This is a genomic window from Sphingomonas sp. AC411 (assembly GCF_979253035.1).
Map to the genome: position 1 here is coordinate 2,501 of NZ_CEEDAQ010000001.1, position 18,002 is coordinate 20,502.

At 59.1% G+C, this 18,002-nt stretch carries 12 protein-coding genes, 1 tRNA gene and 2 rRNA genes; 10 read left to right on the forward strand and 5 right to left on the reverse strand.

From position 1 onward, the window contains the following. Positions 1 to 303 precede the first annotated feature (303 nt). The 3 genes from AC0IX7_RS00020 to AC0IX7_RS00030 all read left to right on the forward strand — a co-directional run bounded on the left by AC0IX7_RS00020 (position 304) and on the right by AC0IX7_RS00030 (position 3,622). A 23S ribosomal RNA gene (locus AC0IX7_RS00020) occupies positions 304 to 3,096 on the forward strand. 218 nt (positions 3,097 to 3,314) lie between these two features. After that, a 5S ribosomal RNA gene (rrf, locus tag AC0IX7_RS00025) occupies positions 3,315 to 3,429 on the forward strand. Between the two features lie 116 nt (positions 3,430 to 3,545). Beyond that, positions 3,546 to 3,622 (forward strand) — tRNA-Met (locus AC0IX7_RS00030). Here the strand turns inward: AC0IX7_RS00030 and AC0IX7_RS00035 are convergent. The 4 genes from AC0IX7_RS00035 to AC0IX7_RS00050 form a co-directional block, all read right to left on the reverse strand. Then, positions 3,579 to 5,192: a recombinase family protein gene (locus AC0IX7_RS00035; protein ID WP_471813670.1), complete on the reverse strand. Its 1,614-nt coding sequence runs from the start codon at positions 5,190 to 5,192 to the stop codon at positions 3,579 to 3,581. The two genes, AC0IX7_RS00030 and AC0IX7_RS00035, sit on opposite strands and share 44 nt — an antisense overlap. Positions 5,193 to 5,512: 320 nt before the next feature. Beyond that, complete coding sequence (locus AC0IX7_RS00040; protein ID WP_333922077.1) at positions 5,513 to 6,820, reverse strand: hypothetical protein; 1,308 nt, start codon at positions 6,818 to 6,820, stop codon at positions 5,513 to 5,515. 668 nt (positions 6,821 to 7,488) lie between these two features. Then, positions 7,489 to 8,430, reverse strand: coding sequence for an SAM-dependent methyltransferase (locus tag AC0IX7_RS00045; protein ID WP_333922078.1), 942 nt, complete (start codon positions 8,428 to 8,430; stop codon positions 7,489 to 7,491). Positions 8,431 to 8,737: 307 nt separating this feature from the next. After that, complete coding sequence (locus tag AC0IX7_RS00050) at positions 8,738 to 9,436, reverse strand: hypothetical protein (protein ID WP_471809960.1); 699 nt, start codon at positions 9,434 to 9,436, stop codon at positions 8,738 to 8,740. A 465-nt stretch (positions 9,437 to 9,901) separates the two neighbouring features. Here AC0IX7_RS00050 and AC0IX7_RS00055 point away from each other — a divergent pair, with 465 nt between their 5' ends. The 3 genes from AC0IX7_RS00055 (at position 9,902) to AC0IX7_RS00065 (ending at position 14,289) form a co-directional block, all read left to right on the forward strand. Beyond that, on the forward strand, positions 9,902 to 13,669 hold the full coding sequence (locus AC0IX7_RS00055; RefSeq protein ID WP_471809961.1) for a MobA/MobL family protein: 3,768 nt from the start codon (positions 9,902 to 9,904) through the stop codon (positions 13,667 to 13,669). A 165-nt stretch (positions 13,670 to 13,834) separates the two neighbouring features. Then, complete coding sequence (locus AC0IX7_RS00060) at positions 13,835 to 14,071, forward strand: hypothetical protein (protein WP_471809962.1); 237 nt, start codon at positions 13,835 to 13,837, stop codon at positions 14,069 to 14,071. A gap of 41 nt (positions 14,072 to 14,112) precedes the next feature. Further along, positions 14,113 to 14,289 carry a hypothetical protein gene (locus AC0IX7_RS00065; protein WP_471809963.1) on the forward strand — a complete coding sequence of 59 codons (177 nt, stop codon included), beginning with the start codon at positions 14,113 to 14,115 and terminating at the stop codon, positions 14,287 to 14,289. A gap of 212 nt (positions 14,290 to 14,501) precedes the next feature. On the opposite strand, the gene AC0IX7_RS00070 is transcribed toward AC0IX7_RS00065, so the two are convergent. Continuing rightward, positions 14,502 to 15,328 (reverse strand): IS5 family transposase gene (locus AC0IX7_RS00070; protein ID WP_471809964.1). Its coding sequence is split into 2 segments (ribosomal slippage): positions 14,502 to 15,178 and positions 15,178 to 15,328, totalling 828 coding nucleotides; the frame shifts between segments, so codons are not numbered across the junction. Between the two features lie 396 nt (positions 15,329 to 15,724). Here AC0IX7_RS00070 and AC0IX7_RS00075 point away from each other — a divergent pair. The 4 genes from AC0IX7_RS00075 to AC0IX7_RS00090 all read left to right on the forward strand — a co-directional run bounded on the left by AC0IX7_RS00075 (position 15,725) and on the right by AC0IX7_RS00090 (position 17,869). Continuing rightward, positions 15,725 to 16,222, forward strand: a complete 498-nt coding sequence (locus AC0IX7_RS00075; RefSeq protein ID WP_333922083.1) for a hypothetical protein — start codon at positions 15,725 to 15,727, stop codon at positions 16,220 to 16,222. Position 16,223: 1 nt separating this feature from the next. After that, on the forward strand, positions 16,224 to 16,850 hold the full coding sequence (locus tag AC0IX7_RS00080; RefSeq protein WP_471809965.1) for a hypothetical protein: 627 nt from the start codon (positions 16,224 to 16,226) through the stop codon (positions 16,848 to 16,850). 108 nt (positions 16,851 to 16,958) lie between these two features. Continuing rightward, positions 16,959 to 17,303 carry a hypothetical protein gene (locus tag AC0IX7_RS00085; protein ID WP_471809966.1) on the forward strand — a complete coding sequence of 115 codons (345 nt, stop codon included), beginning with the start codon at positions 16,959 to 16,961 and terminating at the stop codon, positions 17,301 to 17,303. Between the two features lie 47 nt (positions 17,304 to 17,350). Next, positions 17,351 to 17,869, forward strand: coding sequence for a hypothetical protein (locus AC0IX7_RS00090; protein ID WP_333922086.1), 519 nt, complete (start codon positions 17,351 to 17,353; stop codon positions 17,867 to 17,869). Positions 17,870 to 18,002 lie beyond the last annotated feature (133 nt).

Here is an 18,002-nt window from a genome sequence, read left to right on the forward strand (position 1 = left end):
CGTGCGAGAGCACGGTGATTGACAGGTACGCCCGTCGTATTTGACATTGTGAATGGGTTTTTAAAATCGATGCCGTGAGGTGCTCGATTTTGGAGACGAGGATTGCTTCGGCGGTTCGTGAGGCACTTCTGTGCAGCGCGATCTCGACGAGCAGTTCAAGACTCCAGATATCGACATCATCATAACTAATAATCTGGCTGAGATTATAATCATCCGCACCTGACAAAGGCCAACGCGCACTGCTCTGCCGAGTTGGTGACCTCTTCGGAGGCACCCAGTGATGTCGTTGGTGGTGTGGACTCTCAAGCGTGAGGTAAGGGCAATTCGTGGATGCCTTGGCACATACAGGCGATGAAGGACGTGGCACGCTGCGATAAGCGTCGGTGAGCTGTGAGCAAGCATTGACCCGACGATTTCCGAATGGGGAAACCCACCTATCCCGATTAATTCGATCTTAGCGGCAACGCTTAGATGGAGTTAATTAGGTTAGGTATCACTTAGCTGAATACATAGGCTTCGTGAAGCGAACCCGGCGAACTGAAACATCTCAGTAGCTGGAGGAAAAGACATCAACCGAGATTCCGTTAGTAGTGGCGAGCGAACGCGGACCAGGCCAGTGCCTGATGGTGAATTAGCAGAAGCTTCTGGAAAGTAGCGCCATAGCGGGTGACAGCCCCGTATGCGAAAATGAAACATCAGGACTCGAGTAGGGCGGAACACGTGAAATTCTGTCTGAACATGGGGGGACCACCCTCCAAGCCTAAATACTCGTATGTGACCGATAGCGAACTAGTACCGTGAGGGAAAGGTGAAAAGCACCCCGATGAGGGAGTGAAACAGTACCTGAAACGGATTGCCTACAAGCAGTTGGAGGGCTTTTATGGCCTGACAGCGTACCTCTTGCATAATGGGTCTGTGACTTAATGTATCAAGCAAGCTTAAGCCGATAGGTGTAGGCGCAGCGAAAGCGAGTCTGAATAGGGCGCTAGAGTTTGATGTATTAGACCCGAAACCCGGCGATCTAGGCATGACCAGGATGAAGGTGCAGTAACATGCACTGGAGGTCCGAACCGATTAACGTTGAAAAGTTACCGGATGAGTTGTGTTTAGGGGTGAAAGGCCAATCAAGCCGGGAAATAGCTGGTTCTCCGCGAAAACTATTGAGGTAGTGCCTCGCACGAACACCTTAGGGGTAGAGCACTGGATGGGCTAGGGGGTCGCGAGATCTACCAAACCTAACCAAACTCCGAATACCTAAGAGTGATATGCGGGAGACAGACGGCGGGTGCTAAGGTCCGTCGTCAAAAGGGAAACAGCCCTGACCTACAGCTAAGGCCCCCAAATCGTATCTAAGTGGGAAAGCATGTGGGACTTCCAAAACAACCAGGAGGTTGGCTTAGAAGCAGCCATCCTTTAAAGAAAGCGTAACAGCTCACTGGTCTAAACAAGAGGTCCTGCGGCGAAGATGTAACGGGGCTCAAGATACGTGCCGAAGCTTAGGGTGTGCCACTTATGTGGTACGCGGTAGCGGAGCGTTCCGTAAGCCTGTGAAGCGATCTGGTAATGGGTCGTGGAGGTATCGGAAGTGCGAATGCAGACATGAGTAGCGATAAAGAGGGTGAGATGCCCTCTCGCCGAAAGACCAAGGGTTCCTGCGCAAGGCTAATCCGCGCAGGGTGAGCCGGCCCCTAAGACGAGCCCGAAGGGGTAGTCGATGGGAACCACGTTAATATTCGTGGGCCTGGTGGTGTGTGACGGATCATGTGTGTTGTCATCCCTTATCGGATTGGGATGGCTTCGAAATGGTTCCAGGAAATAGCCCCACCGTATAGACCGTACCCGAAACCGACACAGGTGGTCAGGTAGAGTATACCAAGGCGCTTGAGAGAAGTGTCCTGAAGGAACTCGGCAAATTGCCTCCGTACCTTCGGAAGAAGGAGGCCCTCACTATGCGCAAGCACTTTGAGGGGGCACAGGCCAGGGGGTAGCGACTGTTTAGCAAAAACACAGGGCTCTGCTAAGTCGGCTTCAAGACGACGTATAGGGCCTGACGCCTGCCCGGTGCCTGAAGGTTAAGTGGAGGGGTGCAAGCTCTGAAATGAAGCCCAGGTAAACGGCGGCCGTAACTATAACGGTCCTAAGGTAGCGAAATTCCTTGTCGGGTAAGTTCCGACCTGCACGAATGGCGTAACGACTTCCCCACTGTCTCCAGGACATGCTCAGCGAAATTGAATTCTCCGTGAAGATGCGGAGTACCCGCGGTTAGACGGAAAGACCCCGTGCACCTTTACTGCAGCTTCAGAGTGGCATTAGGAAGAAACTGTGTAGCATAGGTGGGAGGCTTTGAAGCATCGGCGCCAGCTGATGTGGAGCCATAGGTGAAATACCACCCTGTTTGTTTCTGATGTCTAACCTCGTTCCGTAAGCCGGAACAGGGACCCTCTGTGGCGGGTAGTTTGACTGGGGCGGTCGCCTCCTAAAGAGTAACGGAGGCGCGCAATGGTGGGCTCAGGACGGTCGGAAACCGTCTGTTAGAGTGCAATGGCATAAGCCCGCCTGACTGCGAGACTGACAAGTCGAGCAGAGACGAAAGTCGGTCATAGTGATCCGGTGGTCCCTCGTGGAAGGGCCATCGCTCAACGGATAAAAGGTACGCCGGGGATAACAGGCTGATAACCCCCAAGAGCTCATATCGACGGGGTTGTTTGGCACCTCGATGTCGGCTCATCACATCCTGGGGCTGGAGCAGGTCCCAAGGGTTTGGCTGTTCGCCAATTAAAGTGGTACGTGAGCTGGGTTCAGAACGTCGCGAGACAGTTTGGTCCCTATCTGCCGTGGGCGTCGAAATTTGAGAGGAGTTGACCCTAGTACGAGAGGACCGGGTTGAACATACCTCTGGTGTACCAGTCGTTCCGCCAGGAGCGCAGCTGGGTAGCTATGTATGGACGGGATAACCGCTGAAAGCATCTAAGCGGGAAGCCTCCCTCGAGATAAGATTTCATAGAGCCGTCGGAGACCACGACGTTGATAGATCGGATGTAGAAGTGCGGTAACGCATGGAGCTAACCGATACTAATTGCTCTATTCGCGCTTGAGAGTCTCACACCATCAATGACAACACTGGGCAACCAGCTAGCCATTCGATAGTGCGGATGATTAAGACGACGCCAGATTGCCAATCCCCTCGCCGTCGAGGGATTGGTCGAATACCACTACAAACCTTGCACGGTATCGATTTTAAACCCTCAGCCACGCTGCAAAGCAAAGCTGAGGGACCCAGATATGACGCAACGCATGTCGCACCGGCTCCATTGCCTGGTGGCTATAGCGTCGGTGTCCCACCCGATCCCATTCCGAACTCGGCCGTGAAACCCGACTGCGCCAATGGTACTATCGCTCAAGCGATGGAAGAGTAGGTCGTCGCCAGGCATTGAAGCCCGTGCAACATGCAGCACATATCGAAAACCCATTCACAAACGTCCCATACACCTATTCCCTCACGGGAACTCGGGCCCCATTAAAGTAACACTTTAATGGGATCTCGGCGCGGGGTGGAGCAGCCCGGTAGCTCGTCAGGCTCATAACCTGAAGGTCACAGGTTCAAATCCTGTCCCCGCAACCACCACCATAGAACTCGACATGCCGCCCTCACGGGCGGCGTTGTCGTTTGTGGCAAAGGCGACAAGGTCTGCGACCTTCGCGACGACCTCCGCCTCCGGGCCATCCGTGCCGTTCGGGTAGATCGTCACGCTTTCGATGAGCGTCGACAAGATCTCTGCCGCCTCGCCGCGGACCGTTTCAGCGTCGAGCGCCTCGCGCAAGCGGCTGACCTTTTCCTCAAATAGTTGCTGCACTGACGGACGCGACAGAATCGTCGCGGAGGGCGCGACCGCCATTGGCGTATTCAACTGTCCTTCAAGGCGCGCTTTCTCGGCCTCGCGGTCGCCAAGGAGCTTCAGCAGGGCGGGGCTCGCCACCGCGGCCAGCATGTTGGCGGCCAGCGTGTCGATCTCGCGGGTGACTACGGCGAGGCGGTCGATGATCGATTGATCCTGCCTCGCCGACGTGCTCGTCAGCCGCGCCAGCTCCCGCTGGAACTCGTCCGCGAACAACCGCGCATGATCCTCGGTCAGCAACTGGTGTTGCAAAATCGAGAGGGTCGCCGTTTCGAGAGGGCCCTTTCGGACCGAGACCGTGTTCGAGCAGGTGCCGCGCTCCTTCTGGCCGGCGCAGCGATAATAGTCCTTGCCCGAAATAGTGTAGCCCGACCCACAGCAGCTGCAGCGGATGAGTCCCGACAGCAAGTGCTTCCTGCGGTTCTGACGGGCGATCGGAACATCGTTGCTGGGACGCGAACGCTGCTCGATCTGGGTCTGAACCGCGCTCCACTGTGCGTCATCGACGATGCGCAGATCAGGTACGGCGACCTCGATCCATTCTGAATGTTCGCGTAGGCGATAGCGTCGCTCGCGCTTCTCGCTGTCCGGGTTGCGACGCCATTGCCGGCGTCCCCATACCAGCCGGCCAACATAAAGCGGGTTGTTGAGAATGCCGGTCGCCTTTTTCGGGTCGCCGCGGACCGTCGAGGCATTCCATTGCCCGCCGCGCGGACCGGGCACGCCGTCGGCATTCAGACTGGTCGCAATCTGGATGGAAGACGCTCCGGCCGCGAACTCGGTAAAGATCCGCTCGACGATTGCGGCCTGTGCCTTGTCGACCTCCAGCAGGCCGCGAACGCGCTCGCCGCGGTCGTCGAGGCGGATGACCCGCTTGTAGCCATAGGAGCGACCGCCGGCACACCGTCCCGCAAGCACCGCTGCCTCCATGCCGCGCAAGGTCTTGTCAATGAGGTGCTTGAGGAAGATCGCGCCCAGCAGCCCGGCGACGGCGAACTTGATCTCGTCGACATGCCCCTCGCTCACCGTGTGCAACTGCACCCGGTGGTATGCCAACTTCTTGCCGAGCCACGCCACATCCTCCGCGTCTCGCGCAAGCCTGTCGAGCGCTTCGCAGACGATCAAGTCGACTGTTCCCGACTCGATGTCCGCCAGCAGTTTCCTCAGGCCGGGCCGATCACGGCGATAGCCGGACTGCTCGGGGTCGTGATAGGTCGCCATCACCGCGCCGCCAACATAGGCGACAAGTTTCATGCACGATTCTGTCTGATCAATACTCGACGTAGCCGTTTGCATCGCGGTCGAGTGGCGCCCGTAGAGGACGATGCGGGGGCAGGGCGCATCAGCATGGCGGAGGAGCACCTTGTGTCAGGAGTACATTAAGCAGCGGGTGTGTCGGGATCATTGGTTGCCTGCGAGGCGGATGCGCAGCGTGCATAATGTTCGGCTGCCGCCTGCCTCGCCATCAGTCGGACGAGCTTTGTCATGCCGATGGCGAAGGCTGGATTGGCAGCGTGCGATGGGTTGGCGGGAGCAGGAGTGGCAGCGGGTCTCATCCATGATGGGATGAAGGCTCGGACGATGAGCGGACAGGGTACCTAAAACTGCTGCGGCGATCATCGCCGCAGCCACTCCGCGGGCGAGATCTGAAGCAGGGCCGCACCGTGCGGCGGCTTCGAGTCTGCCAAGAGCTTAATGACCCGCTGATGCAGTTTTCTGCCCGCCTTGTTGTCGGGGTCGGTGCTCGTATCGCCGATATGCCGGTCGCAAAGGCTGATCGCCTTCAGCGCGGTGGCAGTCCGGCGCACGCGGTTGGCGGTGCCAGGCAAGGCAGGCGGTGCCGGCGCCGCCATCGACACCTGCTGTCCTTCGTCGATGGCGCGGAGTGCCGCATCCAGTCGGCCGGGCAGGGCGATAAGGTTCATGGCCAGGACGGTAACGGCCTCGGGAACCGACAGTCCGAGCTGTGCCTGCGCGAAGCTCTCCTTACCCATCCCATCGGTGCGAAGCATCTTCGGGGTGATAGCGGTCAGCGGCGCGATCTCGGTCTGGATGCTTGCAGCTATGCGCAGATTCGCTGTGGCGACGAACGCGGCGGGACCGATGCGCTGGTAGATGCGGCGTGCCATCGAAAGGAGCCGATGATCATAGGCGAGCCGGCCGCTGGCGATCGCGCGATCCAGCGTTTTTCTACCCGAGCCGCCCCCTGCCATGCCGAGAAACTGGTCTAGGCGTCTAGAGGGTTTGACGAGCCGATCAATAAGAAGGGTGCCTTGCCTCGCCCAAGCTGGATCGTCATCGACGAAGCGCGGACCCATCGGCTCGGTCGCAAGGCGTCGTAGATACTCGGCGAGGAGTCGGGCGCGGACGACACCGAGGAGCAGTGCGTGGTCGCGTACGACTGCGCGGAGAAGCGTTCGCTGGTCGGGTGAGTCAGGTGCCAGCAGGTAGAGGCCGGCAAGATCACCTCGAAGGAGAAGCCGCCAGCCGATGGCAGACGAGGCGCGAAGTGCCTGCAGGTTTACCGTGTGCCGCACGATGTCGAACCCGAGATCCTTCTGTAGTTGGTCGACGTCGGCGATCGTCGTTCCGCCCGTCAGCATGCGCGTTACCCATACGCCGATGCTGCCGGGCAGGCGATAGTGGCGGGGAAATACCAGCGGCTTGAGAAGCAGCTCGCCGGAAAGATGGCGAAGGTCTCGCTGCCGGCCCTCGACAGCAACCTTCAGTGTGTATTTCCTCCAGGTGACGTCGGCGCGAAGGGCGGAAGGCGCCACCGGCTCTTGTCGCTGATCGTTCAGGACCGAGGAGATATAGGCAGCCGCCAGATCCTCGATACGGCTCAAAGGAGTGCCGCTGGAGAAGAGGGCGTGGTTTACGAGGCTCGCGGGGCGATGACGACCGACGAACGGCACCGTGTTCAAGTATGTGTTCATAGAGAATACTCAGGTCAGCGCATGCGGTCCCTGGAACCGTATCGATCAACCCCGAAGGGCGTTTGCTGACCCGCACTCGCAGCGGCGGGAGACGGAAAGGCGGGGTTGATAGCGCGCCCCGGCGACCTGCATGCAGCCGCTCCAGGTGGCGACCATGAACCTAGTGCTTCGTTCGCGCATCTCAAAACGAAGCGCTGGATCATTAATACGTGAGACGCCTCATGTCTACAGGCGATAAATCTTAGTTGCGCCAAAAGCACTTGGCGGACTGCATCCAAACGCAAGACGGGTAAAAAAAGTGCCACCGCAGGGTCGAACGTGATCGCATGTTATGGTGAAGCGCGAAATTCTTTTTCGAAGGGTACGACCGGTGACAGCGTAATCGCTTAAGCGTAGGCAAGGCATTGGGTGTCAAAAGATAGAACAATCGCTCTCTATCCCAAGCCGGTTATTCTGTTCTGGCGAGCCACTTTACGTCATCGATGTATGGTCGAAATAAGGATACGCTGTTCCGACACACGACCGAATAAATAGGTTGATTTCCCGACTGTCGCGATCTGGCGGCCACTGAAGTCTTTCCCGGTGGAATGCCGGTTGTATCCAGTGCTCGAGAGGAGGCGTAGCTTCAGCTGATAAAGTTGTTTGGTAATGGTATGCTAGCTAACGTTAAGTTTCGGATTTTTCTTTCGCCAGTCACGATACAGTGCGACGATCTCGGACTTCGCGAGGCTGGGATTACCTGCAACGTCGCCAGTGACTCTAGCGAAGTCAAGTTGTTCCATCACGTGCTTGACGTTCCCCTGTATGAAATAATGCGCAGACGGGCTCTTTGAAAAGTCCTGATGCACTCGACCGGCCTGTCCACCTACGCGCTGAATTGCGAAATCGGCACATTCCTTCGTCGTGAATTTGAAGTCGGGGTGTCGCGTCTGGACTGGGCGCAATTTGCGGAGTTCCGGCTTGCGACGCCAGATCTGGAATACCGCTGGCACATCGTACGGCTTGGACCGGAACAGGAATGCGTCGGCAGGCACATCCCATTCGCGCACCAGATGGAAGGAACGATCAAGCCGGTTCACGATCGATGCCTTCCGGAACGTCCTTGGTAGAATGAACGCAATTACGCTGGACTGGCGAGCAGCATGGTTAAAGAATCGGACTGCTGTGCTGGAGTTCTTGCCAAAAGGCGGATTGCCGATGATTGCAATTGGTCGGTCAGTTTTGATTATAACGTCGAGAAAGTTGGCGTTAATGATGCCAGGGTATTTAGGTTCGATATCAAAGGCGATACTGCCGCTGGGCAATATCTTGTAAAACGATCCCGTCCCGGCGCTAGGCTCGACCATTCTGTATTCGGAAGGATCGAAATATTCTTTGAAACAGTCGTAGAAAAAGGCGGCGACATCTGGTAGCGTATAGTACTGATCGTACTTCCTGTCTGACGCGCTATTGTCGTTGCTTGCCGCTCGTTTCGTCATGGCTGACGGCTTTGGTTCGAACGTCAACTTCGGGGAGGACGAGGCGGCCTTCCGAAGGCCGCTTACCGGATGTGTCGAAACCCTGGAGGCTGTGGTCTTAACGTCGTTGATCTTGCCCATCGTCTTTGCTCCTCATTCATGTCCGTATGTTCGACGAAAAAATCCCGGCTGCTCGACAACGTGAGCCGAGCAGCCACTCGCATTTGCTTCCCACGAATGAACTCACGCGGGCTCGTCGTTGTCATTGGAAGCGTCAGACCGCAGGCTCGCGAAGGCATCGAAAACATCGATGACGTCTGCCCGCGGTGCGGCCGGGTGGACGTCGCGCTGTTGCGCCTCGGAGGTGCGGCGTACCGCCTGTCGCTTCCTGACGGTGGGCAACCTCTGACCAGCTTCACGCGCTGCCGCGTTCTCGGCCTCCCTCTCGTCATGAAAGGCCCGAGATCACCTTCAGCATGGCGCGATGGAGCTTCAGTTCGAGCGCCTGCTCGCCTGCGTAGCGGTCGAGCCGGTCGAGCATCTCGCGACTGTCTTGTTCGCGGGTTTGGCGACGCTCGTTCAGGAGGATACGCCCCTGATCGTCGAGGGCGTTTTCGAACGCCAGATCCTGCTGCAGATAGGGTGAGACCGCGCGCGCGAGGGCATAGAGAGGACCCAGCGCGATACCGGATGCCTGACGGCCAATCTCGACCATGATTCGGTAGACGACCACAGCGCGGAGCTGGTCTGCACTACGTTGACGGTCTGCTTCGGCAACTACCTGTTCCTGCTTCGCCTGCACCAGCTGCGCTTCCAGACGGGCGACTTTATCCATTGCCGACTGATGCTTGGTCGTCGCTGCTTGCACTGCGCCACGTGCGGATGGCCGGGCGCTGTTCTCCGGGTTCTTCAGACTGGCCGGGACTGGCGGCTGGTCGCCCTGTATCCAGGCAATCCATTGGCCGGCATCGATCGTTGCAGGCAGGATGCCGAACAGCAATTCGGTGACGAGATCACGTCGCGCAGGCATATCGATCAGAGCGGCGATCCGGTCCATACTCCACGGTTGCCGATTGGCCGTGATGCCTAGTTCGACGGCGAGAGCAGCGAGCACATTCGTAATGGCGGGATCGGTTTTATCGGTCATTGTCTTTGGCTCCTGATGATGCGACAGTGCGTCATTGGCCGTGTCTTAAGGCGGCTGACCGAACCCCGGACAGGGTACCTAAATCTTCATTTCACACAGGCGCGGATGTGCGCGCCTTCACCCATGACGTGCTCACCCGCACATGCGTGTTCGCGTGCACGTGTACGCGAGGGGAGAAAACAGTGGGAAGTTCAGGTTTTTGTGCAAAGCTGCAAACAACGGCTCAAGCCGTTATTTGCGCGCGCTGCGCTATAATCGGATTTCCGCGTGCGGAAGTCGGGGGCAGGGTCGGCCTGCACGCCGAGCGCGCAGGGGTCCTCTGGCTGTGCCTCGGAAGGCGGGGCAGGGGCAGCATATCTTGGGCGATTGTTAGTTACCCATTACTGCGTATCGCCATACGGGCATGCTGGTTGTCGCACCATCATCCTGGACACCGAGATGCCCGTTCCCGCCGACATAACTCACATGACCGAAGCGTTGCGTCGACGTATCGATTGGCAGGAGCGGGAAGGGCTTGTCGGGACAGTCAGGCCTGGACGGCAGCGTGGAATCCAAGACGTGACAAGCCGGAAGTCTCGTTGGGTCGGTACCATCAATCTTCAACGACCGGCTGCCGGCGAACGGCCGACCGCGGCGAATGGCGCAACCAGTTTTCACACGCGCCTTTCGACGATCTCCAGAAGCGACAGCGCGACCGCAGCAGGCCGTAGTTCAGTTAATGCTGCGGTAGGGCAAGAACGGTATCTTACCGACAACTGGGCCCGTGAATTGTCGAGGGCAGCTGGTTCCGAGCGCTATGTCGTCGATGGTGATCAAGCCGATGATTCAGTCAACGACCCGGACTCTCGCGTCGTCTTCATTCACTCGAACATCTCGGACGTTGGTGTAGAACGCATCGCGTTCTGGGAAGAAGCTTGGAGGGTCGAACGCAAGGCTGGCGCGCCGCGCCTGCGATTGAACCTGACCACGATGAGCGAAAGCGATTGGGAGACGCTGAGCGCCGACCCGAACGCCCCGGCAGCCCTGATCAACATTGTTGCGGCGCTCAGGAGAGGGGAGCAAATTGATCAAGGTCGCTGCTACGTCCGCGACGGTAGCCGACTGCTGGAACTCGAGCTTCGACAAGAAGATCTCGACTGGGCAGGACAGCTTGGCACAACCTACGGCGCGGACCTGAAGACACGAGGGCTGCACTTCGTTCGACCACGTTTTGGGCAAGTGCAAAAACAGTTCGTAGCATCACTGCCAGCCGAGCTTGATGCCGCCGCGCATAGGGACATCGTCACACAGTTTGGTGCAGAGCTTGACACCCTTGGCCTCCCCTTCACAGCAGCACTTCACAGACCCAATGGCTACAACCACCGCGCCAATCATCATCCTCATTTCATATTCTATCCAGCGATATGCAGGCGCGGCGCGGACGGTCGGTTTGATCTTGCTTCGGGCCGCAAGCTCCGTCCTGGCGAACTGGCGGGCTGGACGAAGGAACGTCGGCAAAGCACGTTTCATCAAACCAGTGCCAGCGCAGACGTTGTTGCCCTGCGCAAACGTTTTGCCGACATATGTAACTTCCATCTCACGCGGGCACGTTCAGGACGGTTGTGCGATCCGCGCACCTACGAACAGATGGGCATAGCAGCGGCGCCGATGATGTCGCTCGGCAAGGCGGCTTCGGCGTTGGTGAAGGCGGGCATCGATGTGCCGAAAGATCGCGACAATGCGCAAACATACTGGTCTGCACGCAAGCTCGAGCTGGCCAATCATTCGCGCGAGCGCCGTGATCGTCACGTCGACATGCTTAAGGCCTTTCGAGCGGTCAAGCCGCGTGTTGGCGACGTGCCGATGGCAAAGCTGCGAGACGAGCTCACTGGCATATTTCAACATATCGAAGAAGGCCGTGATGCACTTGATGAGGTGGCTCTACAGCTTGAAATGGCTTTGTCAGCGGCAGTTCGGCTGGCCGAGAACTGCGCTCGCCTTATTGCGGATATCGATGCCGGGCTGGCGAAATCGGCGGATGTTCGAGAGCGGAGCAGGATCGCGGCCAGGCACCAGCTGGCGCTCGCCCACATAGACGAAATTGAGCAGGCCATCGCACCGTATCAAGCCACAGCGAAACACCATACCTTGGAAATGGAGCGCCTGGAAGCGCGGGCTCAAAAGCTGTGCGACCGGATTGCGTTAGAGCAGGCCTGGGTTGCCGGCTCGGTGTTGGCCGCGCGGCATATCACTCGCCTGTCACCGCATCGGCACTTCGACAAACTCATCCGATATATCCACCGGCATCCACAACAGGCTGATGACGCTACGACGTTTGTTCACCTGTGGCGTGAGGACGGGCGCACGCAGTTTAAGGGGCTCAAGTCGCTCGACCTTGAGTTGCTCGTAAACCCCGCCTTTGCGTTTCGTGCAGACCGTGCTCTTGAAGCGGCCATCTTGGCGCAGACCGACGGCGTTGAGCGCCTGCTCCGCTACGTCGCGAAAGACGGTGTTGACCAACTTGAAGCCCGGACACGGCACCCGAAAACAGCCAACGATGCGATAGCAACACTTAACCGGCGTTATGGGGCGCATCCGCTGTTTCTGCGAGGCCGCTTCGACGCTGACGTTGCCTTCGTCAACAGGAATGCGCCGAACGAGAAAATCCTGATTGGCGAGCCGCATGCGACGCAAGAACGCGGCGAGATGATGAAACCCGTAACGGATCACTCGACGGTAAAACTGGTGTCGGCACTCTCGCCGCTACGTGCCGGTTCAGACGGAGTCAGCGCTGCTGTTGTCCCAGTCGCGACCCGGACGTTTCGGCCAAACGACGCCGGGCTGTTCGCAAAACAACCGACATCTGCAGAGACCAAGTCTGTGGAAACTACGGCCCCGATTACCGCCAGATGGAATCTTGACGAGGATGTCAGGGCCGCACTGGGCGCAGCAAACTTCTACCCACGCTTGAGCGGCGAAGACGATGGTGGACCGGGATCGATTTCTAGGGCGGACGTCCAGGCCCATGCCATGGAAGCTCCAGATACGAGGGGGAAGGATATAGCCCTAAGCCAGCTCTCAGAGGTAGAAATAAGCGAGAATGATCAAGCCGAAAACGAGGCGAGGATCCATGATCGTCCCTTCCAAGAATCCGGAAACATCGATTTTACTGATTCGCCAAAACTGCCGAATACCGCTGACAAGCCGATGTCGGCTTCTGCCGCTTGCATGAAGCCGATCTCGGGCGATGCGGTTGGACTAATCGGTCCCGACAACGTTGCGACTAAAGCCGCGCTCCAGAATGAGCCAGACCCACACGCGCAAATTAACGGTCTCTCGTCGGACAATCCGCTGACCCGTTCATCAGATGAAGCTTCTCCGAATGGTTCGGCTAAGCAAGCGAGCGCCGTTGATCCCAATGAGCCAGCGGCGGAGCTAACAGACGATCGCATTTCACGGCGTCCGAAACGTCGTCCAATTTCGCCGGTCATCGCGATGGATCCCGCTTCCGTCGCAGATCAGGAGACGCCGCCCTGCGGGAAGAAGCAGTCGGAGACTGAAGAGACCGAAGAGACTGGAAGCGAGGACGGGATTCGCTCGAATGCAGACAACAGCCAGATGCCGACAACGCTGGCGAAATGCGAAATTCGTGTAAAGTCATCCACAGAGCGTGCCCGCGATATCGCTAAAACTCGGACGGTTGATCGAGCGGCCCCTCCGATGCCAGTAAAAGTTCAGAACGGTGCATTGCTTGACATCGCAGGTCGTCCTGTAGACGGCCGAGCAACGCCGACGACGTCGACGCGTGGGCAAGCGACGGCTCCAAATAGCAAACCTGTCGGGCGCGCTCACTTGGCCGTTAAAGAGGCACTTTTTCCTGAACCTTGGCTCTCCAATCAGCTAGCCGCCCACCGAGAGTCACCGCAGTATCGGGCGTTGCCAAGCCCGCAGCGCGATCTTCTCGATGAAGCGGCCGCGATGCCATTGCATTACCTTGGGGCAGGTCTTGGTGCGATCGTGCGAAGCGACGATTGCATCAATATCGGCTTCAGTTCTGCAGCGGTCTGGGAAAGCTTTTGCGCGTTACGGGACATTCCCGGTGGATGGCAAATGCTCAACGCCGTTGCGCGGCCATCGTCATCAAACGATAAATTTAAGTCCAATCTTCAATGGAACCGAATACTCATCGCAGATCAGGTCGAGGCAGAAATGCCGAGTTCTGGTATTGGTAGACCTCGCGATCGCGGGCGCTGACACCGTCAATGCCTGATTAGAAATATCAAGTCCAGCCAATGTCTCTGTCGTGATTGTCCTACTACCCAGAAGATCCCTGATACGAAGTTGAAGCCTGAGGAGCGTCGGGTCGTGATGGGAAGGAGCAAAAGGCAGTTCGCCTGGGCCCCGCGACGCGGAGGACATATGGACGGTCTCAACAACGTGCGGGCAGCGCACGAGTATTGGGCAGGTTTGCGCGGTATCGTCGCCCGGCTCGATGGATTTATCTCGTCACTGGCCGATCGAACGATCGCACAAACGGCCTGCGGCGGCGAGCAGGTCGAGTGGCGCATGACCATCACGGAGGTCGCATATCTAGCGGCGCTAGCGGAGATGGACTGTGCATGCGCGCGCCGCCAGATCGCTCAGGTGACATTGTGAGAGGCGGCCGTCGGCTTGTCCTACCGCCTCACTGGACGACCGTGCGCGGCTTGTGGCTGCGATCGTCCGGTCTGAACGGAAGTGTGCTGACAGACAGCGAAACGATCTGGACCTTTGAGCAGCGACGCGTGATTGAGGTGGATGTCCGTAGCTGGACCATCATCGAAATCATCGAGATCTTTGGCGACTTTAAAGACGCCACCCTTCGCTCAGCCTGAACTGCGTCATCTCGCGGCAGCCGATTTGGAACCTCTGGTCGCCTGTAAGGCAATCGGTCACATCGAGGCGCTTCGGCTCATGGCGCTCGTTCCTAGTTGGCAACCCTGAACTAAAAGCGTCGCCCAGCAGGGTAATCAATCGTCAATGAGATGGCTAATTGAGCCGAAGATTGGAAACCTGCATTGAAGGCGCGCGCGTCTTAGAGCCCGACTCATAATTCGAGTTTAGCGATACGGCGCGTCATTCGCCTGATGGATGAGACTACCATCCAGGCCTCGGACGAGGCGATGGAGGTCTCCCAGTCCTTGGCGAGACGCCGGCATCGGTTGAGCCACGCCAGGGTACGTTCGACCACCCAGCGCCGGGGCAGGACGACGAAGCCCACAAGGTCGGAGCGCCTAATGATTTCGATCGTCAGCCGATCAATGTGCGTAACGGCTGCTTTGAGTTTCTGCCCGGCATAACCGCCATCGGCATACAGTCTGATGAGCGCGGGATACGCGTCGCAGGATCGCTCGATCAGGCCGGGCGCCCCGTCGCGGTCCTGCACATCGGCGCCGTGCACCACACCTTCGAGCATATTGCCGAGCGTGTCGGTCACGATATGGCGTTTACGACCCTTGATCTTCTTGCCGGCGTCGTAGCCGCGCGGCCCGCCTGCTTGGGCGGTCTTAACGGACTGGCTGTCGATGATGCCCGCGGTCGGTTCGGCCTCGCGGCCCTCCGCGACCCGCACCCATGCCACCAGCACCGCGTTGACGACATCGAGCAGGCCGCTGTCGCGCATCCGGTAGAAATGGTACTGCACCGTCGTGAAAGGCGGAAAGTCCTTGGGCAGTTGTGCCCATTGGCACCCTGTTGATGCGATATACTGGATCGCATCAACAGGGTCCGCGCCCTGTGCTTGTGGGGGCGTCCCACCCTGGAGGTTCGCCTCAATGACGGCCGGACGACAGCCCATTCCTCATCGGTGCAGTCGCTTGCATAGCGCAGCCTGCTTCTGTCATGCTCGCGTCGAGCGGTTTCAGTCCAGCTCATGTGATCCTCGTGGTCTTCGCAACCCTCGGTGAATCACAAGCTACTGAAATCGCTCAACTCAATTTTCGGTCGGGCTCTTAGGCCACGAAGAAAGCCTGGACACGCACGCCCGCGTCCCGGCCAAAACTGATTCGAATTGGGCCTTCGGCTACTTACTGACAAGGTTTCAGCGCCTCAGCTCGCATGCTGGCGAACAGGCCAAATCTAGGCGAGCCAGTTTACAAGCCAAGATGATCTGCACGCACCGATGAGCCGGCTGCACCGCAGCGGCATGACGTTAACTTAGAGACGAGTGAAGAGAGGTGGGGGAGCCTTTCGGCTGGACCGGAAGGTGAAATGATCCCTGACAGGTGACGCGAACAGCCCGCGCGCCTGCTCCGTTGAGAGACGAACACAATGAACCATCATTCGAACGAGGCTGCCGCCATCGCGGCAGCGCTCATGGTTGCGCGCCTGGCGGCATTGCGCTTCGAACCGGACGTCGACGTGCCGATGTTGAAGATTCGCAACTACCTCCACGCGCGCACTGCGCGGCTGCTACTTGTGCCCTCAACCCTGTCGGACGGCAGCGATGCCGCCGCCGTGGGCGAGGTGATGGCGGCGTTCGGGTGCGACGCGCTGGTGGCGCGAGCAGATGGCGCCGATGCAAGGCGTGCCCGCTTTACGGTCGGTCTGCATGGACATCGCCTGTTCTGGTCGGCGCCTACCCGGCTGTGGCTCGGAGCAGCGGCACCGGCGCATTTTGTCCCCAATCATCCGGACGACACCGTCTTTGCCCTCTTCAGCGTAGGGCTGCGCGGTTGTGAGGTGCCACCGTGGAGCAGCGACGAGGAGCGCGAAGATGGATTCGCGCTCGGCGCCGACGCGCTTGCGGCCTTGATGGCGGGGCGCTGATATGAGCCAGCTCAAGGTGTGGGCTAGCCCCAGCGAAGCGTCGGACATGATGTTCGATGTGCGCCAGCCCGGCGTGACGGGGCTTGGTTACGCACTGTTGCGTCCCCGCTCCAAGGGGCAGGAGCGAAGTCTGTCGCGGCTTGCCTTCGCCAAGATGAATCCGATCGAGCCCGGACCGACCAGCCCGCATACCCGCTGCGGTATGCCGACGACCGCGCGCGATCACCGACTGCTGCTCGCGCCGGGTGTCGCAGACCCGGTGTCGCTCGAACGGCTGTTTGCTGATTATGACGCGGCGGTGCCCGAGCACCAGCGGCTGCTCGCTGCTGTCCTGACGCTGCCATTCGTTCGCGGTGAACCGCTGCACGATCAGTTCGACAAGGTGACCACCTGGGCGATGCTGCATCTGGCACGGGCGAGGCAACTCACCAGCCTTGCCGTGCTGCACGCGCCCGGTGACCAACTCGCTGTGGAAGCACCGCACGCTCACATCGTCGTGTTCAGCCGTATCCATGATGCGTGCGGATGGGCTCAGCTGCATCCGGACCTCGCTGAAAGCGAGCATGGCGCCTGGGCCGAGCGATGGCTCGACTTCTGTGAGGCTTGGCGTCGCAAGCCGGAGGCGTGAAGGTGAGGGTGCCGAGCGCCTCCGCCAATCGGCACCACCGGCATCCTGATTCCCGGTGGCGACGCTGGATGATCTCGATGGGGTAACAAGCTCGATGGAGAAAAGACGATGATCTCGCGCAATCCGCCCATGGTGTTCCGCGTCGCCGCCATGCTGCTGCTCAGTTCTGCTGCGCTCGGTCAGTGGTGGCAGCGGCAGCCGCTTGGCGCCGATGGCCATGCTTTGGTGACCATGATGCATTCCTATTGTCCTGGCGTCGGTGGCGAAGCTGGCCCGCTCACCGTGGCGGACAGCGCCCGTCTGCTAGACCGCTGGGGCTACGCCCTTCTCGGCGATCTGACCGGAAGGAACGGTAGGGATCGCTGCACGCTGCCGCGACCGCAGAAAGGGGAAGGGATCGGCAGGACAGGCAGGCGAAGCCCGGGAAGCGCAATGAAAAGCGAACGGGCCTGATCCGAACCAGTCGGTTCGGGGATCACGCCAAAAGAAGGCCTACCGTCATGCACCGCATGCTCCACGAACCACTGCCGTCCACGTCGAACGCATTGCTCGACTATTTCCTCGCCGCGCTCGGCGGCGAAACCTACTACCCGCTCGGCGGCAACACCGGCTTGCCCGCCGGCGCCCTCGAGAGCCTGGATCACAACGTCGTGCTGGCCGCCACCCCGGTCAGCGTCCGCGTTTTCGATGAGGCGCTGCTGCGCTCGGCTGAGTATCGTGACACACTCCTCGTGCGTCACGGCTTCTACCCCGAAACGCTCGACCCGGTGCGGGTCGATGTCGCCCTCAGGTCTACCACCGGGCCGATCCTTGTCCCCGACCTCAGTCTCTTCCGCGACATGGACGGGCAGCTCCATCTCGTGCCGCAGCACCAGGACCTGTTCCTCACCGTCGGCCCCGATGGGATCTGGGTGTCGCTCATCGCACCGTTCGACCGGTGGATCGATCGTGCGGCTGGGCTTGAGCGAGCCGCTGCCGATGTGGTTCGAGCCTGTTGCAAAGCACGAGCCGGTCAATAGGTACCGAAATGCGGGCGGGGCGGCATTACTAACGCCCCGCCTCAGACTTGGATTTCGTAGTGACTTCGATGCTCAATGCAGACGACATCTACTCTGTTTGCTTGGTTTTCAAAGAGCGCCGAAGCACTTACCA